The organism is Micrococcus sp. iso_229, assembly GCF_058072725.1.
Window position 1 is genome coordinate 879,302 of record NZ_CM176514.1, and the last position, 16,850, is coordinate 896,151.

General features: G+C 74.5%; 13 protein-coding genes and 3 tRNA genes. 14 read left to right on the plus strand and 2 right to left on the minus strand.

Annotated elements, in window-relative coordinates; genetic code table 11:
- The first annotated feature begins 13 nt into the window (after nt 1–13).
- The 8 genes from gltX (at nt 14) to AC3RKA_RS04125 (ending at nt 7,733) form a co-directional block, all read left to right on the plus strand.
- Nucleotides 14–1,591, plus strand: a complete 1,578-nt coding sequence (gltX, locus tag AC3RKA_RS04090; protein WP_049160450.1) for a glutamate--tRNA ligase — start codon at nt 14–16, stop codon at nt 1,589–1,591.
- A gap of 8 nt (nt 1,592–1,599) precedes the next feature.
- The gene (locus tag AC3RKA_RS04095) at nt 1,600–2,388 is read left to right on the plus strand and encodes an HAD family hydrolase (RefSeq protein ID WP_206397840.1); all 789 of its coding nucleotides are present in this window, start codon (nt 1,600–1,602) and stop codon (nt 2,386–2,388) included.
- A 119-nt stretch (nt 2,389–2,507) separates the two neighbouring features.
- Nucleotides 2,508–2,579: transfer RNA gene (locus AC3RKA_RS04100), tRNA-Gln, on the plus strand.
- Between the two features lie 55 nt (nt 2,580–2,634).
- Nucleotides 2,635–2,707, plus strand: a tRNA-Glu gene (locus AC3RKA_RS04105).
- 129 nt (nt 2,708–2,836) lie between these two features.
- Nucleotides 2,837–2,909 (plus strand) — tRNA-Glu (locus tag AC3RKA_RS04110).
- A 113-nt stretch (nt 2,910–3,022) separates the two neighbouring features.
- Nucleotides 3,023–4,831 (plus strand): dynamin family protein, encoded by a 1,809-nt coding sequence (locus tag AC3RKA_RS04115; protein WP_049158211.1) that lies wholly within the window; start codon nt 3,023–3,025, stop codon nt 4,829–4,831.
- Nucleotides 4,828–6,588: a GTPase gene (locus AC3RKA_RS04120; protein ID WP_145031871.1), complete on the plus strand. Its 1,761-nt coding sequence runs from the start codon at nt 4,828–4,830 to the stop codon at nt 6,586–6,588. The genes AC3RKA_RS04115 and AC3RKA_RS04120 overlap by 4 nt, the downstream gene beginning before the upstream one ends.
- Nucleotides 6,585–7,733: a thiamine-phosphate kinase gene (locus AC3RKA_RS04125; RefSeq protein ID WP_145031868.1), complete on the plus strand. Its 1,149-nt coding sequence runs from the start codon at nt 6,585–6,587 to the stop codon at nt 7,731–7,733. Before AC3RKA_RS04120 ends, AC3RKA_RS04125 begins: the two co-directional genes overlap by 4 nt.
- A 27-nt stretch (nt 7,734–7,760) precedes the next feature.
- On the opposite strand, the gene AC3RKA_RS04130 is transcribed toward AC3RKA_RS04125, so the two are convergent.
- Together AC3RKA_RS04130 and AC3RKA_RS04135 are read right to left on the minus strand one after the other, a co-directional pair.
- Complete coding sequence (locus AC3RKA_RS04130; protein WP_002856420.1) at nt 7,761–9,227, minus strand: UDP-glucose dehydrogenase family protein; 1,467 nt, start codon at nt 9,225–9,227, stop codon at nt 7,761–7,763.
- A gap of 123 nt (nt 9,228–9,350) precedes the next feature.
- Nucleotides 9,351–10,127: an IclR family transcriptional regulator gene (locus tag AC3RKA_RS04135; protein ID WP_002856418.1), complete on the minus strand. Its 777-nt coding sequence runs from the start codon at nt 10,125–10,127 to the stop codon at nt 9,351–9,353.
- A 228-nt stretch (nt 10,128–10,355) separates the two neighbouring features.
- Between AC3RKA_RS04135 and leuC the strand changes: the two genes are divergently transcribed.
- The 6 genes from leuC to AC3RKA_RS04165 all read left to right on the plus strand — a co-directional run bounded on the left by leuC (nt 10,356) and on the right by AC3RKA_RS04165 (nt 16,845).
- A complete protein-coding gene (gene leuC / locus AC3RKA_RS04140) occupies nt 10,356–11,810 on the plus strand; it encodes a 3-isopropylmalate dehydratase large subunit (protein ID WP_036334717.1) in 1,455 nt (484 codons plus the stop codon).
- A 3-nt stretch (nt 11,811–11,813) separates the two neighbouring features.
- The gene (gene leuD, locus AC3RKA_RS04145) at nt 11,814–12,419 is read left to right on the plus strand and encodes a 3-isopropylmalate dehydratase small subunit (RefSeq protein ID WP_002856414.1); all 606 of its coding nucleotides are present in this window, start codon (nt 11,814–11,816) and stop codon (nt 12,417–12,419) included.
- Between the two features lie 172 nt (nt 12,420–12,591).
- Entirely contained in the window at nt 12,592–13,920 is a 1,329-nt protein-coding gene (gene murA / locus AC3RKA_RS04150) for a UDP-N-acetylglucosamine 1-carboxyvinyltransferase (RefSeq protein ID WP_002856412.1), read from the plus strand.
- A 5-nt stretch (nt 13,921–13,925) separates the two neighbouring features.
- A complete protein-coding gene (locus tag AC3RKA_RS04155) occupies nt 13,926–14,675 on the plus strand; it encodes a lysophospholipid acyltransferase family protein (RefSeq protein WP_260851720.1) in 750 nt (249 codons plus the stop codon).
- Nucleotides 14,672–15,709, plus strand: a complete 1,038-nt coding sequence (locus tag AC3RKA_RS04160) for an NAD(P)H-dependent glycerol-3-phosphate dehydrogenase (RefSeq protein ID WP_489727533.1) — start codon at nt 14,672–14,674, stop codon at nt 15,707–15,709. The genes AC3RKA_RS04155 and AC3RKA_RS04160 overlap by 4 nt, the downstream gene beginning before the upstream one ends.
- Nucleotides 15,706–16,845: a D-alanine--D-alanine ligase family protein gene (locus AC3RKA_RS04165; RefSeq protein WP_489727534.1), complete on the plus strand. Its 1,140-nt coding sequence runs from the start codon at nt 15,706–15,708 to the stop codon at nt 16,843–16,845. Before AC3RKA_RS04160 ends, AC3RKA_RS04165 begins: the two co-directional genes overlap by 4 nt.
- Nucleotides 16,846–16,850: the final 5 nt, after the last annotated feature.

Consider the following 16,850-nt stretch of genomic DNA (forward strand, 5'->3'; position numbering starts at 1 on the left):
GACTCGGGGCATCATGACTGACGCCACCGCTCCCGTGTCCGAGAACGCCCCCGCCCCCTTCGCCGACGTCCCCCAGGTGGACGCCGAGACCCCCGTGCGCGTGCGCTTCGCCCCCTCGCCCACCGGCACCCCCCACGTGGGGTTGATCCGCACGGTCCTGTTCAACTGGGGCTGGGCGCGGCACACCGGCGGCACCCTCGTGTTCCGCATCGAGGACACGGATGCCAAGCGCGACTCGGAGGAGTCCTACCAGCAGCTGCTCGAGGCGATGCGCTGGCTCGGGATCGACTGGGACGAGGGCGTCGAGGTCGGCGGCCCGCACGAGCCGTACCGTCAGTCCCAGCGCGGACAGATCTACGCGGACGTGATCGAGAAGCTCAAGGCCGGCGGACACATCTACCCGTCCTACTCGAGCCCCGAGGAGACGGAGGCCCGTCACCGGGCCGCCGGCCGCGACCCCAAGCTCGGCTACGACGGTCACGACCGTGACCTCACGGACGAGCAGATCGCCGCCTTCGAGGCCGAGGGCCGCGCGCCGGTCTGGCGGCTGCGCATGCCGGACGAGGACATCACCTTCACCGACCTGGTGCGCGGGGAGATCACCTTCAAGGCCGGCTCCGTGCCGGACTTCGTGGTGGTCCGCGCGGACGGCTCGCCGCTGTACACCCTCGTGAACCCGGTGGACGACGCGCTCATGGGCATCACCCACGTGCTGCGCGGCGAGGACCTGCTCTCGTCCACTCCGCGCCAGATCGCGCTCTACCGCGCCCTGCACGCGATCGGCGTCGCCCGGTACATGCCGGTGTTCGGCCACCTGCCCTACGTGATGGGCGAGGGCAACAAGAAGCTGTCCAAGCGCGATCCGCAGGCCAACCTGTTCCTGCACCGGGACAACGGCTTCATCCCGGAGGGCCTGCTGAACTACCTCGGCCTGCTGGGCTGGTCCCTCTCCGCGGACGAGGACATCTTCACCCCGCAGCAGTTCGTGGAGCACTTCGACGTGCACAAGGTGCTGGCCAACCCCGCCCGCTTCGACGAGAAGAAGGCGATCGCGATCAACGGCACGCACGTGCGCATGCTCGACGTGGCCGACTTCCGTGGCCGTCTCGTGCCCTACCTGCACGCGGCCGGCCTCGTGGGCGAGCACCTGACGGAGCGGGAGATGGAGGTCCTCACCGCCGCGGCTCCGCTCGTGCAGGAGCGCGTGCAGCTGCTCGGCGAGGCCGTCGAGATGCTCGCCTTCCTCTTCACGGCGGACCGGGACGTCCGGACCGCCGAGGGCGCCCTCAAGGGCATGCCTGGGGACCTGGGCGCCGCCGTCGCCGCGGCCCGGGAGGCGCTGGCCGCCCTGCCCGAGGACGAGTTCACCACCGAGCGCATCGAGGCGGCGCTGCGGGCGTCCCTCATCGACGGCCTGGGCCTCAAGCCGCGCCAGGCGTTCGGCCCGGTGCGCGTCGCGGTGACCGGCCGCAAGGTGTCCCCGCCGCTCTTCGAGTCGCTCGAGATCCTGGGCCGGGACTCCGCGCTCGCCCGTCTGGACCGCTTCGCCGCGGAGCAGGGCCTGGACCAGGACCAGCCCGCCGACGCATGAGCCGGGGCGTGAGCACGACGCCGGCCGGCGGGTCGGCGGGCGCGCCCGCCGACCCGCCGGCCTGGGACGCCGTCCTCTTCGACCTGGACGACACGCTGCTGGATCTGCGCTCCGCCCAGCACGCCGCGTTCGACGCGACGATGCGCCGGCAGTGGGCCGGGGTCGCCGATGTCGACCCGGCGGTGCTGGCCGAGGCCACCGAGGCCTTCGCGTCCGACGCCGGCGGCCACTACGGGCGCTACGTGGCCGGGGAGCTGACGTTCGAGGAGCAGCGGCTGGCCCGCGTGGCCGACGCCCTGCGCACGCTCGGCGTGCCCGAGGACGCGGCGACCCCGCTCGACGGCCTGTGGACCACCGACTACGAAGAGGTGGTGCGCGGGCACTGGGCGCTGTTCCCCGCGACCGCCGACGTGCTCGCCGAGGTGCGGGGAACAGGCCGTGGCGTGGGGATCGTCACGAACAACGTGGAGACCTACCAGCGCGGCAAGGCCGACGCCCTCGGTCTGGAGTGGGTCGAGGTGCTGATCGGCTCGGACACGGCCGGGGCCCCGAAGCCGGACCCGGCCCCCTTCCTGGCCGGCTGCTCCCGCCTGGGCGCGGACCCGGGACGCACCCTCATGGTGGGGGACAGCCTGCGTCACGACGTCGAGGGGGCCCGGTCGGCGGGGCTCGTCCCGGTGTGGATGAGCCCCGACGCCCCCGCCCGCGGCGGGGCGGAGGAGCCGCTCTGGGACGAGGAGCACGCATGCTGGCGGATGCGGGCGATCGGCGGGCTGCGGACCTGGCTGGCGGCCTGACCCGCCGGTTTTGCACACGCCGCCCGGAGGGTGTAGAGTTCTTACTCGTTGCCGGAGAGATCCGGGAACACCGAGCTCATGAATATGATGCACATCGGTCAGGCATGCTTGACCGACAGTGGGGTATGGTGTAATTGGCAACACAACGGTTTCTGGTACCGTCATTCTAGGTTCGAGTCCTGGTACCCCAGCGAGTCTTCGGACTCAGTGAACGCGCACGGGCGGAGACGCTCGGACGTGGCGCACGGCCCCATCGTATAGCGGCCTAGTACGCCGCCCTCTCACGGCGGTAACGCGGGTTCAAATCCCGCTGGGGTCACGCAGTCGCCGCCCGGTCCTCCGACCGGAACGGCACGGGCGGATGAACGCATCCGCCGCCTGAACAGGAGACGCAGGCGCAGAAGAAGGTCTCCACGGCATCGCTTCCGCACACGCGGACAGCGCGCTCGGCCCCATCGTATAGCGGCCTAGTACGCCGCCCTCTCACGGCGGTAACGCGGGTTCAAATCCCGCTGGGGTCACCCGAGTGACAGGAAGCCCGGTCCCTGCGGACCGGGCTTCCGTCGTCTCCGGGCTCCGTCCGCCGGGCCGGCGGGATGGTTGGCCGGCGCGCGCCCGTGAGACGATGGCCCACGTGCCACACACGGATCAGAACGCCCCAGACCTCGGTGTCGACACGGCCGTCCGCCGCGTGCGCGAGCACCTCGCCGCGCTCGAGCTGCCCTTCGAGACCGTCACCGCGGGGCAGGACCGCGCCGAGCGCGAGCGCACCCTGCACCAGATCGACGACTACGTCCTGCCCCGCCTCGACTCGCTCGACGCGCCGCTGCTGGCCGTCGTCGGCGGCTCCACGGGTGCGGGCAAGTCCACGCTGGTGAACGCGCTCGTCGGCCACGAGGTCTCCCGCTCCTCCGCCCTGCGGCCCACCACGCGGCAGCCTCTGCTGCTGCACAACCCCGCCGACGCCCACTGGTTCACGGGCCCGCGGGTGCTGCCCGACCTCGCCCGCGTCAGCGTGCACCGCGACGCGGCCGCCGGCCCCGTCGAACCCGACCAGTCCGTGATGGACACGGTCGCGCTCGTGGCCGAGCCCGCACTGCCCTCGGGCATCGCCCTCGTGGACGCCCCGGACATCGACTCCGTGGCGGACCAGAACCGCGCGCTGGCCCGGCAGCTCCTCGAAGCCGCCGACCTGTGGATCTTCACGACGACGGCGCACCGCTACGCCGACGCCGTGCCCTGGCAGCTGCTGGACGAGGCCGCCGACCGCGACATCACCGTGGCCGTCGTGCTCGGCCGCGTGCCCGAGGGCGCCGCGGAGGACATCACCCCGGACCTGCGGCGCATGCTCACCGAGCGTGGCCTCGCCGACGCCCGGATCCACGTGATCCCCGAGACCCGCTTCGACGAGCGCGGCCTGCTCCCGCAGGAGCACGTCGCGGGCCTGCGCGCCTGGCTCGAGACCCTCGCCGCCGACGCCCAGGCGCGCGGCGCCGTCGCCCGCCGGACCGTGGACGGCGTGCTGGGCCAGCTGGCCGCCCGCGTCGCCGACCTGGCCCGGGCCGAGGAGGAGCAGCGGCATGCCGCGGACCTGCTCGCCCGGATCGTGGGGGACTCCACGGACCAGGCCGTCGGCCGGGTCCGTGAGGCCACCTCGGACGGCACGCTGCTGCGCGGCGAGGTGCTCTCCCGCTGGCAGGACTTCGTCGGCACGGGGGAGTTCTTCCGCGGCGTCGAGACCACGATCGGCCGGCTGCGGGACCGCCTCGGCGCCCTGGTGCGCGGGCGCCCGGCACCGCCCGAGGAGGTCGAGACCGCACTGGAGACCGGCCTGCACGCCGTGATGGTCGAGGCGGCCGCCGCGGCCGCCGAGCAGATCGAGCGGCGCTGGGCGTCCGAGCCGGCGGGCCGGGCCCTCGTGGCCGGGCGCGACCTGGGTGCCCTGACGCCGGACGCGTCGGCGCGGGCGGCCGACGTCGTGCGGGACTGGCAGTCGGACGTGCTGGCGCTGATCCAGGAGGAGGGCGCGGGCAAGCGCACGCGCGCCCGCCTGGCGGCCACCGGCGTGAACGGCGCGGCCGTGGCCCTCATGATCATCTCGTTCGCCTCCACCGGCGGACTCGCGGGCATCGAGGTCGGCATCGCCGGCGGCGCCGCCGTCGTCGGGCAGAAGCTGCTCGAGTCGATCTTCGGCGAGGACGCCGTGCGCCGCATGGCCCGGCGTGCCGATGAGCTGCTCGAGCGCCGCGTGCGGGCCTTCCTCGAGACCGTGCTCGCGGACCGCTTCCTGCCGCTGCTCCACCTCGAGCGCGAGCCGCAGGCCACCGAGGAGCTGCGCGCCCTCGTGCCGGTGCTGCGCCGCGGGGTGGCCGCCGGCGTCGACGGCCCGACCGGGCCCGAGCACGCCCCGTCCGCCGCCGAGGCGGGGGAGGAGCCCCGATGAGCCGCCGCGACACCCCCGCCCTGGCCCCCCGCCTGGACGCCCTCGGCGAGGCCGCCGAGCTGGCCGCGGGCCGCCTGCCCGAGGACGTCGTGGCCGGGGCCGACGCGGTTGTGCGCGCGGCCGGGGAGCGCCAGGCACTCTCCGCGGAGCACACCGTGGTCGGGTTCTTCGGGGCGACGGGCTCCGGCAAGTCCTCCCTGTTCAACGCGCTCACCGGCCGCGACCTGGCCCGCGTGGCCGCCACCCGGCCCACCACGTCCGAGCCACTCGCCGCGGTCTGGGGCGTGGGCCGGGGACAGGGCCTGGACTCGGACGCGGAGCACGGCGACGGCACCGGCGAGGGCGGCGGCGCGGCCGCCCTGCTCGACTGGCTCGGCGTGCGCCGCCGCCACCTGCTGGACGAGGCGCCCGTGCTCGACGACGGCCGCCCCGGCTTCCTCGGCCTCGGCCGCCGTGACGGCGCCGACGCCACCGGCCTGATCCTGCTGGACCTGCCGGACATCGACTCGGTCGAGCGGGGCAACCGCGAGATCACCTCCCGGCTGGCCGGCCACGTGGACGTGCTGGTGTGGGTCGTGGACCCGGAGAAGTACGCGGACGCCGTGCTGCACCGCGAGTTCCTGGCCACCATGGGCTCGCACGCGGCCGTCACCCTCGTGCTGCTCAACCAGGTGGACCGGCTCTCGGTGCGGGACCGGGACGTCGTGCTGGCCTCGCTGCGCCGGATGCTCTCGGGGCACGGCCTCGGCGACGTCCGGGTGCTGCCCGTGTCCGCGCGCACGGGGGAGGGCCTCGAGGAGGTCGGCCGGCAGGTTGCGGCGATCGTCGCCCAGCGCGGCGCGGCCGCCGAGCGCCTGGGCGCGGACGTCGCGGCCCGTGCCGCGGACCTCGCCGCCGCCTCGGGCGAGGGCGAGCCGGCCGGCGTCGGGCCCGGGGACGAGCAGCGGCTCGGGCGCGAGCTGGCCGTGGCCGGCGGCGTGCCGGCCGTCGTCCGGGCGGTCGAGGGCTCGTACCGGCTGCGCTCGGCCAAGCGCACCAGCTGGCCCGTGCTGCGCTGGATGCACTCCTTCCGCGCGGACCCCCTGCGGCGCCTGCACCTGATGCCCGAGCGCACCGCCCCCCGCCGCGACCGGGACGAGGTCGCCCGCGACCCCGCGCTGCACCGCACCTCCCTGCCCGAGCGCTCGGGCACCCAGCGGGCCGTCGTCGACGGCGCGGTCCGCACGTTGGCCGCCGCGGCCGGCGCGGGGGCCTCCGAGCCGTGGGCCGCCGCCATCCGCCGCGCGGGCCGGGTGCACGCCGAGGAGCTCCCCGGCGCCGTGGACCAGGCGATCGCCGCCACCGACCTCGGGGCCGGTCGGGGCAGCTGGTGGCACCCCGTGCTGGACGTGCTGCAGTGGCTCGCCCTCCTCACCGCCGTCGTCGGCGCCGGCTGGCTGGGCGTCCTCGCCCTGGCGGGGTACCTGCAGTTCCCCCTGCCGCCCGCGCCCACGGTCGAGGGCTTCCCCCTCCCGACGCTGCTGCTCGTCGGCGGCCTCGCGCTCGGCGTGCTGCTGGCCCTGCTGGCGATCCCCCTGACCCGGTGGACCGCCGCCGCGCGGGGACGCCGCGCGCGCCGCCGCCTCGAGGAGGCGACCACCGACGTCGGCCGGCGGCTCGTCGTCGACCCGGTGCGCGCCGAGGTGGACCGCTTCCACGCCTTCCGCGACGCCCTCGCCCGGGCCTCCGGCGTCTCGGTCCGGCGGGGCCGCCGGTGACGGTGCGCGACCCCGCGGCTGCGGCGGGGGCGACCGTCGGCGACCTCACGGAGTCCGAGCTGCTGGAGGTCGTCCTGACCGGGCTCGCCCCCGCCGTCCGGGACGGCCACTGGCCCGCCGGCACCGTCGCCCCGGGCGACGACGCCGCCCTCGTGCCCGCGCCCCGCGGCGGGACGCTCATCTCCACGGACGCGATGGGGGAGGGCACGGACTTCCTGCACCGCTGGCCCGCCGGCCCCCGCACCCGCGGCTACGACGCCGGCTGGAAGGCCGTCGCCCAGAACCTCTCGGACGTCAACGCGATGGGCGGGACCGCCTCCGCCCTCGTCACCGCCCTCACCCTGCCGCCGACGACGCCGGTCGCCTGGGTGCGGTCGTTCGCCGCGGGCATCGTGGGCGCGGTGCGTCACCTCGGCGCGCCGGACTGCCGGGTGGCCGGGGGCGACCTGGGCACCGGCGGACGGGTCCACGCCGCGGTGACGGTGCTCGGGGACCCGCACCCCGGCGGCGTGCTGTGCCGCACGCCGGCCGCGGCGGACCGGGACCGCGTGCTCGCCGAGGGCGCCGACCTCGTCCATGCCCAGGCGCTGCCGGGGGGTCCCCGGGCCGCCGCGGCCCCGGGGCCGGGGTGGGCCGCCGGTGGGCTCGCCCTGCTGCTCACCGATCGCGCGGAGCTGGAGCGACGGGCGGACGCCCTCCCCGCCGCCGACCGGCCGTCACCGCAGGAGCTCGCCCGCGCCGTCCGCGCCCAGCTGCGACCCCGCCCGCCGCTGGCCCTCGGGCCCGCCGCGGTGGCGGCCGGCCTGCTCACCCTCATGGACGTCTCCGACGGCCTGGGCAAGGACGCGCACCGCATGGCGGCCGCCACCGGCGGGACCGGCCCCGCGCCGGCACCGTGGCTGGACGAGGCCTGGCTGGCGGAGGCCGCCGCACCCCTGCGTCGCGTGGCCGCCCTGGCCGGGACCAGCCCGGAGGCGCTCGTGGCCGGCGGGGGCGAGGACTACGGCCTCCTGGGGCTGGCGTGGCCCGAGACCGAGTTGCCCCGGGGGTTCACGCGGATCGGCCGGCTCGTGCCGGCCGGGGCCCGGGCGCCGGCCGGGCAGCGGCCCCTGCCCGAGTCCGGCTGGGACCCGTTCGGCGGCTGAGCGTCCGGGCCGGGGTCCGCGGGCGGATCAGGCCGAGTGGAGGAGTCGCTCCGGGTCGAAGCGGTGCCCGAGGCCGATGACGTCCCACCCGTGCTCGCGCCACGATGCGACGTCCAGGACGTTGCGCCCGTCGATCAGCAGGCGGGAGGCCACGCGTGCGCCCACGGCGTCCGGATCCATCTCCCGGAACTGGCGCCACTCGGTCAGCAGCAGGGTCAGCTCGACGCCGTCCACGGCCGCGTCGAGCGAGTCCACGTAGTCGAGCCGCGGGAAACGGGCGGCCGCGTTGGCGTTGCCCTCGGGGTCGTACACGCGGACGTCGGCGCCGGCCGTGTAGAGACGGTTGGCGACGTCGAGGGCGGGGGAGTCCCGGACGTCGTCGGAGTCCGGCTTGAACGTGACGCCCAGCACGGCGATCCGCGTGCCGTTGAGCACCTGGACGCTCGCGGGGGTGGGGGCGGGCCCGGAGGCCTCGGCCCGGCGGACGCGGCCGTCGCGGGCCGCGGAGAGCACCTGCACGGCTAGGTCCACCACGCGGTCGCGGCGGCGCAGGTTGATGTCGTCCACCTCTGCCAGGAACCGCATGGTCCGGTCCAGGCCCAGCTCGGAGACGCGGGCCTGGAGCGCGCGGATGTCCTTGGGCAGGCAGCCGCCCCCGAAGCCCACGCCCGCGTTGAGGAAGCGGCGTCCGATCCGCGCGTCGTGGCCGATCGCGTCCGCGAGGGTGCCGATGTCCCCGCCCACGTTCTCGGTGATCTCCGAGAACGCGTTGATGAACGAGATCTTCGTGGCCAGGAAGGCGTTGGCGGCCACCTTCACCAGCTCGGCCGTCTCGAGGTCCGTGCTGATCCACGGGGTGTCGGCCGCGAGCTGCCGCGCGTAGACGCGGCGCAGGACGCCCTCGGCGCGGGGCCCGTGGGTGCCGATGACGAGGCGGTCCGGGGTGAGCGTGTCCCTCACCGCGAAGCCCTCTCGCAGGAACTCGGGGTTCCAGGCCAGCTCGACCTCGCCCGGCAGTCCGGCCTCCGCGCGCACGGTGCGCACGAGCTCGGCCAGGCGGCGCGCGGTGCCCACGGGCACGGTCGACTTGCCGACGATCAGCGCGTCGCGGTCGATCGCCCCGGCGAGGGAGGCGACGGCGGCGTCCACATAGCTCAGGTCCGCCGCGGTCTCGCCCACCTTCTGCGGGGTGCCGACGCCGATGAAGTGGACGTCCGCCCAGCGGGCCGCCTCCGCGACGTCGGTGGTGAAGCGCAGCCGCCCGGAGGCGACGTGGGTGCGCAACAGCTCGGGCAGGCCGGGTTCGTGGAAGGGCACCTCGCCGCGGGCCAGGCGCTCGATCTTGGCCGGGTCCACGTCCACGCCGAGCACCTCGAAGCCCAGCTCGGCCATGCAGGCGGCGTGCGTGGCACCCAGATAGCCCGTGCCGATCACGGACAGCCGCGGCGCGGCCTCCTGCTCGGCGGGGGCGGCGGGCACGGTCGTCTCGGTCACGGCGGACTCCTCGGTGGTGCGGGGGACGGCGGTCGGGGACCTGGCCGACGCTAGGCCCCGCGGGTGAACGCGGGAAGAACGGGGTGTCTCCGCGGCGCGTCCCGTCGGTGGCGCGGGCGGTCCTCAGGCCTCGCCGGCGCGGATGAGCTCGGTGAGCCGCGTCGCGGCGGAGACGACGGCGTCCGCGTGCAGTCGGCCCGGCTGACGGGAGAGCCGCTCGAGGGGGCCGGAGATCGAGACCGCCGCGATGACGCGGCCGCTGGGGCCGCGCACCGGCGCCGACACCGAGGCGACCCCGGGCTCACGCTCGGCCAGGGACTGGGCCCAGCCGCGCCGCCGCACCGCAGCGAGGACGGTGGGTGTGAAGACGGCGCCGGCCAGCCCCTCGACGAGCCGCTCGTGGTCCTCCCAGGCCAGGAGCACCTGCGCGGCGGAGCCGGCCTTCATGGACATGCGGGCGCCCACGGGGATGGTGTCGCGCAGGCCCCAGGGCCGCTCCGCGCTGGCCACGCACACGCGGGAGTCCGCCTGCCGACGGAACACCTGGGCGCTCTCTCCCGTGGCATCACGCAGCCACAGCAGCACCGGGCCGGAGGCCGTCGTGAGCCGGTCCTCGCCGGCGGCGGAGGCGAGCTCGGCCAGGCGGGTGCCCAGCACGTAGCGGCCCTGCAGGTCCTTGCCCACCATGCGGTGGTGCGTGAGGGCGGCCGCGAGCCGGTGCAGCGTGGGCCGCGCGATCCCGGTGGCGGTGACGAGCTGGGCGAGCGTGGCCGGGCCGGACTCGAGCGCGTCGAGGATCGCCACCGACTTGTCCACCACGCCGACACCGCTGGGATGCCGGTGGAGCGAGGGGCCGATGAGGTCGTCCTCGGTGGGCGGGCGCACGGGCTCGGTGGTCATGGTGTGATCGTAGTCGTCTCACTGCGCGGACGGCCTTGGGTGTCGGCGCGCGTCATGTGCGACCGGGCCGGCCGCCGCCGCTTCCGGAATGTGAGACAAAATCTCACGATATGGAATATCGCGCCCCGTGGTCGAGAACCACCCCGCCGCGCCCCACAGTGGTCCGTGAGCACCGGCGCCCCGCGCCGGGCGACGACCGACAGGTGCGTGAGCAGGAAGGTGCGGCAGATGACGACGGCGACGACGCGACCCAGGACGCTGGCCGAGAAGGTCTGGGACGAGCACGTGGTGGTGCGTGGCGAGGGCGAGGGCTCCTCCCGCACCCCCGACCTGCTCTACATCGACCTGCACCTCGTGCACGAGGTGACGAGCCCGCAGGCCTTCGAGGGGCTGCGCCTGGCCGGCCGTCCGGTGCGCCGGCCCGACCTGACCATCGCCACGGAGGACCACAACACCCCGACGCTGGACATCGACCAGCCGATCGCGGATCCCACCTCGCGCACCCAGATCGAGACCCTGCGGGCCAACTGCGCCGAGTTCGGTGTGCGTCTGCACCCGTTGGGCGACGCCGAGCAGGGCATCGTCCACGTCGTCGGCCCCCAGCTGGGTCTGACCCAGCCCGGCCTCACCGTGGTCTGCGGCGACTCCCACACCTCCACCCACGGCGCGTTCGGCGCCCTGGCGTTCGGCATCGGCACCTCCGAGGTCGAGCACGTCCTGGCCACCCAGACCCTGCCGCTGAAGCCCTTCAAGACCATGGCGGTCACCGTGGACGGCGCGCTGCGCCCGGGTGTGACGGCCAAGGACATCATCCTCGCGGTCATCGCGAAGATCGGCACGGGCGGGGGCCAGGGCTTCGTGCTCGAGTACCGCGGTGAGGCCATCCGGAACCTCTCCATGGAGGGCCGGATGACCATCTGCAACATGTCCATCGAGGCCGGCGCCCGCGCCGGCATGGTCGCCCCGGACGAGACCACCTTCGCCTACCTGAAGGGACGGCCCCACGCCCCCGAGGGCGCCGACTGGGACGCCGCCGTCGAGCACTGGCGCACCCTCGCCACGGACGAGGGTGCGGAGTTCGACGCCGAGGTGGTCATCGACGCGGACACGTTGGAGCCGTTCGTCACGTGGGGCACCAACCCGGGTCAGGGCGTGAGCCTGAACGACACCGTCCCCGCGCCCGAGGACTTCGCCGACCCGGTGGCCCAGGAGGCGGCCCGCAAGGCGCTGTCCTACATGGACCTGGCCCCCGGCACCCCGATGAAGCAGGTCGAGGTCGACACCGTGTTCATGGGCTCGTGCACCAACTCCCGCATCGAGGACCTGCGGGCGTTCGCCGAGGTCGTCCGGGGCCGGCGCAAGGCCGAGGGGCTGCGCGTCATGGTCGTGCCGGGCTCGGCGCGCGTGCGCCTGCAGGCCATGGACGAGGGCCTGGACAGGGTGTTCGAGGACTTCGGGGCTGAGTGGCGGTTCGCCGGCTGCTCCATGTGCCTGGGCATGAACCCGGACCAGCTCTCCCCGGGGGAGCGCTGCGCGTCCACCTCCAACCGCAACTTCGAGGGCCGGCAGGGCAAGGGCGGGCGCACCCACCTGGTGTCCCCGGTGGTCGCCGCGGCCACCGCCGTGCTGGGCCGCCTCGCCAGCCCGTCCGACCTGCCCGCCCTCACCCCCCAGGAGGCCTGAGCCATGGACAAGTTCACCACCCACACCGGCGTCGGCGTGCCGCTGCGCGCCTCGAACGTGGACACGGACCAGATCATCCCGGCCGTGTACCTCAAGCGGATCTCCCGCACGGGCTTCGAGGACGCCCTGTTCGCCGGCTGGCGCCAGGACCCCGACTTCATCCTGAACACCGAGCCGTTCAGCGGGGGCACCGTGCTCGTGGCGGGCTCGGACTTCGGCACCGGCTCCTCGCGCGAACACGCCGTGTGGGCGCTCAAGGACTACGGCTTCCGCGCCGTGATCTCCCCGCGCTTCGCGGACATCTTCCGCGGCAACTCCGCCAAACAGGGGCTCGTCGCGGCCCAGGTGGAGCAGGAGGACGTCGAGCGCATCTGGAAGGAGCTGGAGAACCGTCCTGGGACCCCGGTCACCGTGGACCTCGTCACACGCACCGTCGAGTGCGGGGATGTGACCGCCCCCTTCCAGATCGACGACGACACCCGTCACCGGCTGCTCGAGGGCCTGGACGACATCGCCGTCACCCTGGGGCACCAGGACGAGATCGACGCCTACGAGGCGAACCGCCCCGCGTACAAGCCCACCACCCTGCCGGCCCGCACGGCCGGCTGACCGGCCGCCGCCGGGAGCGCACCATTGCCGCGCGTGCCCGGCGACGCCCTATGCTGGGAGGCGATTCCGGGACCGCCCGCCGCACACGGCGGGCGGTCCCGTTCAGAGACCTCCCCGCTCCGGCGGAGTGGCCGAGACCGTGGCCCCGCGGCCGCGCTGAGGAAGGACGCGCATGGCGAAGCTCTTGACCATCCATGGCGGCAAGCCGCTGACCGGTGAGGTGACCGTGCGCGGTGCCAAGAACCTGGTGCCCAAGGCCATGGTGGCCGCCCTGCTCGGCAACTCGCCGTCCGTGCTCCGGAACATCCCGGAGATCAAGGACGTGGACGTCGTCAGCTCCCTCCTCGAGATCCACGGCGTGTCCGTGGAGTGGGACAAGGAGACCGGGCGGATCACGATGGACCCGGCCGGGGTGAAGTCGGCGCTGACCGCCGAGATCGACGCCCACGCCGGCGACTCGCGCATCCCGATCCTCTTCTGCGGCCCGCTCATGCACGCGATCGGGGAGGCCTTCATCCCCGACCTCGGCGGCTGCAAGATCGGCGACCGCCCGATCGACTACCACCTGGCCGTGCTGCGCAACTTCGGCGCCGTCGTGGACAAGCGCCCGGGCGGCATCTCCATCTCCGCCCCCAAGGGCCTGCACGGCGCCAAGCTCGAGCTGCCGTACCCCTCCGTCGGAGCCACCGAGCAGGTGCTGCTGACCGCCGTGAAGGCCGAGGGCATCACCGAGCTCAAGGGCGCCGCCGTCGAGCCGGAGATCCACGACCTCATCGCCGTCCTGCAGAAGATGGGCGCGATCATCACCGTGCAGACGGACCGCACCATCCGCATCGAGGGCGTGAGCGAGATGCGCGGCTACAACCACATCGCGCTGCCCGACCGCAACGAGTCCGCCTCGTGGGCCTCCGCCGCCCTGGCCACCCGCGGAGACATCTACGTCCGCGGCGCCGAGCAGCGCGACCTGACGGCGTTCCTGAACACCTACCGCAAGATCGGCGGCGAGTTCGACGTCGTCGACGACGGCATCCGGTTCTGGCACGCCGGCGGCGATCTCAACCCGCTCGTGCTCGAGACGGACGTGCACCCCGGCTTCATGACCGACTGGCAGCAGCCCCTCGTGGTGGCGCTGACCCAGGCCAAGGGGGTCTCCATCGTGCACGAGACCGTGTACGAGAACCGCTTCGGCTTCACCGACGCCCTCGTGCGGATGGGTGCCTCCATCCAGCTGCACCGCGAGTGCCTCGGCTCCGTGCCGTGCCGCTTCGGTCAGCGCAACTTCCTGCACTCGGCCGTGATCTCCGGCCCGACGCCGCTGCACGGCGTCGAGTTCGACATCCCGGACCTGCGTGGCGGTTTCTCCCACCTGATCGCCGCCCTCACCGCCGAGGGCACCTCCACGGCGACGGGCCTGGAGATCATCAACCGCGGCTACGAGCACTTCATGGCGAAGCTCGAGGGCCTCGGCGCCGACGTCGAGCTGACCGAACGCGACCGGTGAGCGGCGTGGACGCGCAGAGCCCTGCCGCCGCGGGGGGTCGTCCGACGCGTGCCGCGCGGGCCCCCTACGTGATCCCGGGGGTGATCGTGCGACCGGCGATGCGGGCCCTCGTCCGCCAGGTGTGGGAGGGGACCGAGCACCTGCCCGAGACCGGCGCGATCCTCGCCGTCAACCACATCTCGGAGGTGGACCCGCTCTCCGTGGCCCACATGGTCTACAACCAGGGCCTGTTGCCGACCTTCCTCGCCAAGGCCGAGCTCTGGAAGGTGCCCGTGCTCAAGCAGGTCCTCGAGGCCACCCGCATGATCCCGGTCGAGCGCACCCGCGACGGCGGCCGCTCGCTCGCCGCCGCTCGCGAGGCCGTCGCCACGGGCCGGGCGATCATCGTCTACCCGGAGGGCACCGTCACCCGCGATCCCGACGGCTGGCCCATGGCCGGGCGCAACGGGGCCGTGCGCCTCGCCCTGCAGACCGGCGCCCCGCTCATCCCTGTCGGTCAGTGGGGCATCCAGGAGCTGCTGCCGTACGGCGGCCGCTCCCTCCGCGTCCTCCCGCGCAAGACCGCCCGGATCCGGGTCGGCGCGCCCGTCGACCTCGCGGACCTGCGGGACCGCCCCGTGACGGCGGCGACCCTGCGTGAGGGCACCGGCCGCATGATGGCCGCGATCACCGACCTGGTCGCCGAGCTGCGCGGAGAACCGGCCCCGGAGGGCCGCTGGGACCCCACGACCGGAGCGCGGGTGACCGGGGCATGAGCGATCCGCGCACCGTCGCCGTCCTCGGGGCCGGCAGCTGGGGGTCGGCCTTCGCCCGCGTCCTGGGCCTGAGCACCAGCCCCGAGTCCGCCCGCGCGTCCGAGATCGTGATGTGGTCCCGGCGGGCCGAGGTCGCTGAGGCCATCACCGAGCGACACGAGAACCCCGAGTACCTGCCCGGCATCTCTCTGCCCACCTGCGTGCGTGCCGTCACCGACGCCGCCGAGGCGGTCCGGGGCGCCGGCGTCGTGGTGGTGGCCGTGCCCGCGCAGCACGTGCGCGAGACGCTGCGCACCGTGCGCGCCGACCTGGCTCCGGACGCCGTCGTGGTCTCCCTCGTCAAGGGCCTCGAGCGCGGCACCGACGCGCGGATGTCGCAGGTCTGCGCGGAGGAGCTGGGCCTCAGCCCGGACCGGTTCGCGGTGGTCTCCGGACCCAACCTCGCCCTCGAGATCGCGCGCGGCGAGCCCACCGCCACGGTGGTCGCCTCGGCCTCGCGCGCGACGGCGGAGCGCATCGCCGCCCTCACGGCCGGCCGGACCTTCCGGCCCTACACGAACACGGACGTCGTGGGCGTGGAGATCGGCGGCGTGGTGAAGAACGTCATCGCGCTCGCCGTGGGCATTTGCGACGGGCAGGGGCTGGGGGACAACTCCAAGGCCTCCGTCATCACCCGGGGCCTGGCCGAGACCACCCGGCTGGCCGTCGCGCTCGGCGGCGACCCGGCCACCATGGCCGGGCTCGCCGGCCTGGGCGACCTCGTGGCCACGTGCGCCTCGCCCCTCTCCCGCAACCGCACGGCCGGCCGCCACATCGGCACCGGCCTCAGCGCGGAGGAGGCGGTGGCCGCCATGAGCCAGACGGCCGAGGGCATCAAGTCCGTCTCCGCCATCGTGCACGCCGCCCGCGCCCACGGTGTGGAGATGCCCATCAGCGAGCTGATGGACCGGGTGGTCGCCGGGGACGTGGCCGTGGACCGCCTCGCCGAGCTGCTGCTCGCCCGTGACCTGAAGTCGGAAGGACGCACCGCATGACCGCCACCCCCGCCCCGGAGGCCGCCGCCGGCGCGCGTCCCCGCGTGCTCCTGCTCTTCGGCGGCCGCTCGAGCGAGCACCCCATCAGCTGCGTGACCGCGGCGGGCGTGCTGCACGCGGCCGATCGTCAGCGCTGGGACGTCGTGCCGGTGGGTGTGGCCCGCTCCGGCCTGTGGTCGCACGACGAGCTGGACGTGGCCTCGTTCCGCCTGGACGGCGACGTCCTGCCGGAGGTGCCGGAGCCCGAGGCCCCGGTGAGCCTGCGCGCCCTGCCGGACGGCACCGTCGAGCTGACCGCGGCCGACGGCTCCTCGCTGGGCCCGGTGGACGTCGTGTTCCCGCTGCTGCATGGCCCCTGGGGTGAGGACGGCACTCTCCAGGGCATGTTCGAGTCGCTGGGTCTGCCCTACGTGGGCTGCGGCGTGCTGGCCTCCGCGGTCGGCATGGACAAGCACTTCATGAAGGTCTCCTTCCAGGCCGCCGGCCTGGAGGTCGGACCGTGGGAGACCATCACCGCCCGCGACTGGGCGCGCGATCCGGAGGCGGCTCTCGCCCGGGCCGGGGCGCTCGCCTACCCGCTGTTCGTCAAGCCCGCCCGCGCCGGCTCGTCCTTCGGCATCACCCGCGTCACCGAGCCCGGGGGCCTGCGCGCCGCCGTCGAGGAGGCCCGGCGCTTCGACCCCAAGGTCGTGGTGGAGGCGGGCATCGTCGGCCGCGAGATCGAGTGCGCCGTCCTCGACGGGCACGGCTCCGCCGCCCCGCGCGCCTCGCTGCCGGGGGAGATCGTCGTGGCCCACGACGAGGGTGAGACGCAGTTCTACGACTTCGAGTCGAAGTACCAGGACACCGGCACCACCCAGCTGTCCTGCCCGGCCGAGCTGCCGGAGGAGGAGATCGAGCGGCTGCGGGCCCTGGCGATCCGCGCCTTCGAGGCCGTGGACGGATCCGGCCTGGGCCGCTGCGACTTCTTCTTCACCCCGGACGGGCGCTGGGTGGTCAACGAGATCAACACCATGCCGGGCTTCACGCCCATCAGCATGTACCCGGCCATGTGGGAGCGGACGGGCCTGTCCTACGACGATCTGATCTCGGAGCTGCTGGACCTCGCCCTCGAGCGGGGCGTCGGCCTGCACTGATGCCG

Excerpts from the sequence above, each read along its gene's own strand:
- gltX (WP_049160450.1), top strand. The coding sequence starts at position 14 with ATGACTGACGCCACCGCTCCCGTGTCCGAGAACGCCCCCGCCCCCTTC.
- AC3RKA_RS04120 (WP_145031871.1), top strand. The coding sequence starts at position 4,828 with ATGAGCCGCCGCGACACCCCCGCCCTGGCCCCCCGCCTGGACGCCCTC.
- AC3RKA_RS04135 (WP_002856418.1), bottom strand. The coding sequence starts at position 10,127 with ATGACCACCGAGCCCGTGCGCCCGCCCACCGAGGACGACCTCATCGGC.
- leuC (WP_036334717.1), top strand. The coding sequence starts at position 10,356 with ATGACGACGGCGACGACGCGACCCAGGACGCTGGCCGAGAAGGTCTGG.
- leuD (WP_002856414.1), top strand. The coding sequence starts at position 11,814 with ATGGACAAGTTCACCACCCACACCGGCGTCGGCGTGCCGCTGCGCGCC.
- murA (WP_002856412.1), top strand. The coding sequence starts at position 12,592 with ATGGCGAAGCTCTTGACCATCCATGGCGGCAAGCCGCTGACCGGTGAG.
- AC3RKA_RS04160 (WP_489727533.1), top strand. The coding sequence starts at position 14,672 with ATGAGCGATCCGCGCACCGTCGCCGTCCTCGGGGCCGGCAGCTGGGGG.
- AC3RKA_RS04165 (WP_489727534.1), top strand. The coding sequence starts at position 15,706 with ATGACCGCCACCCCCGCCCCGGAGGCCGCCGCCGGCGCGCGTCCCCGC.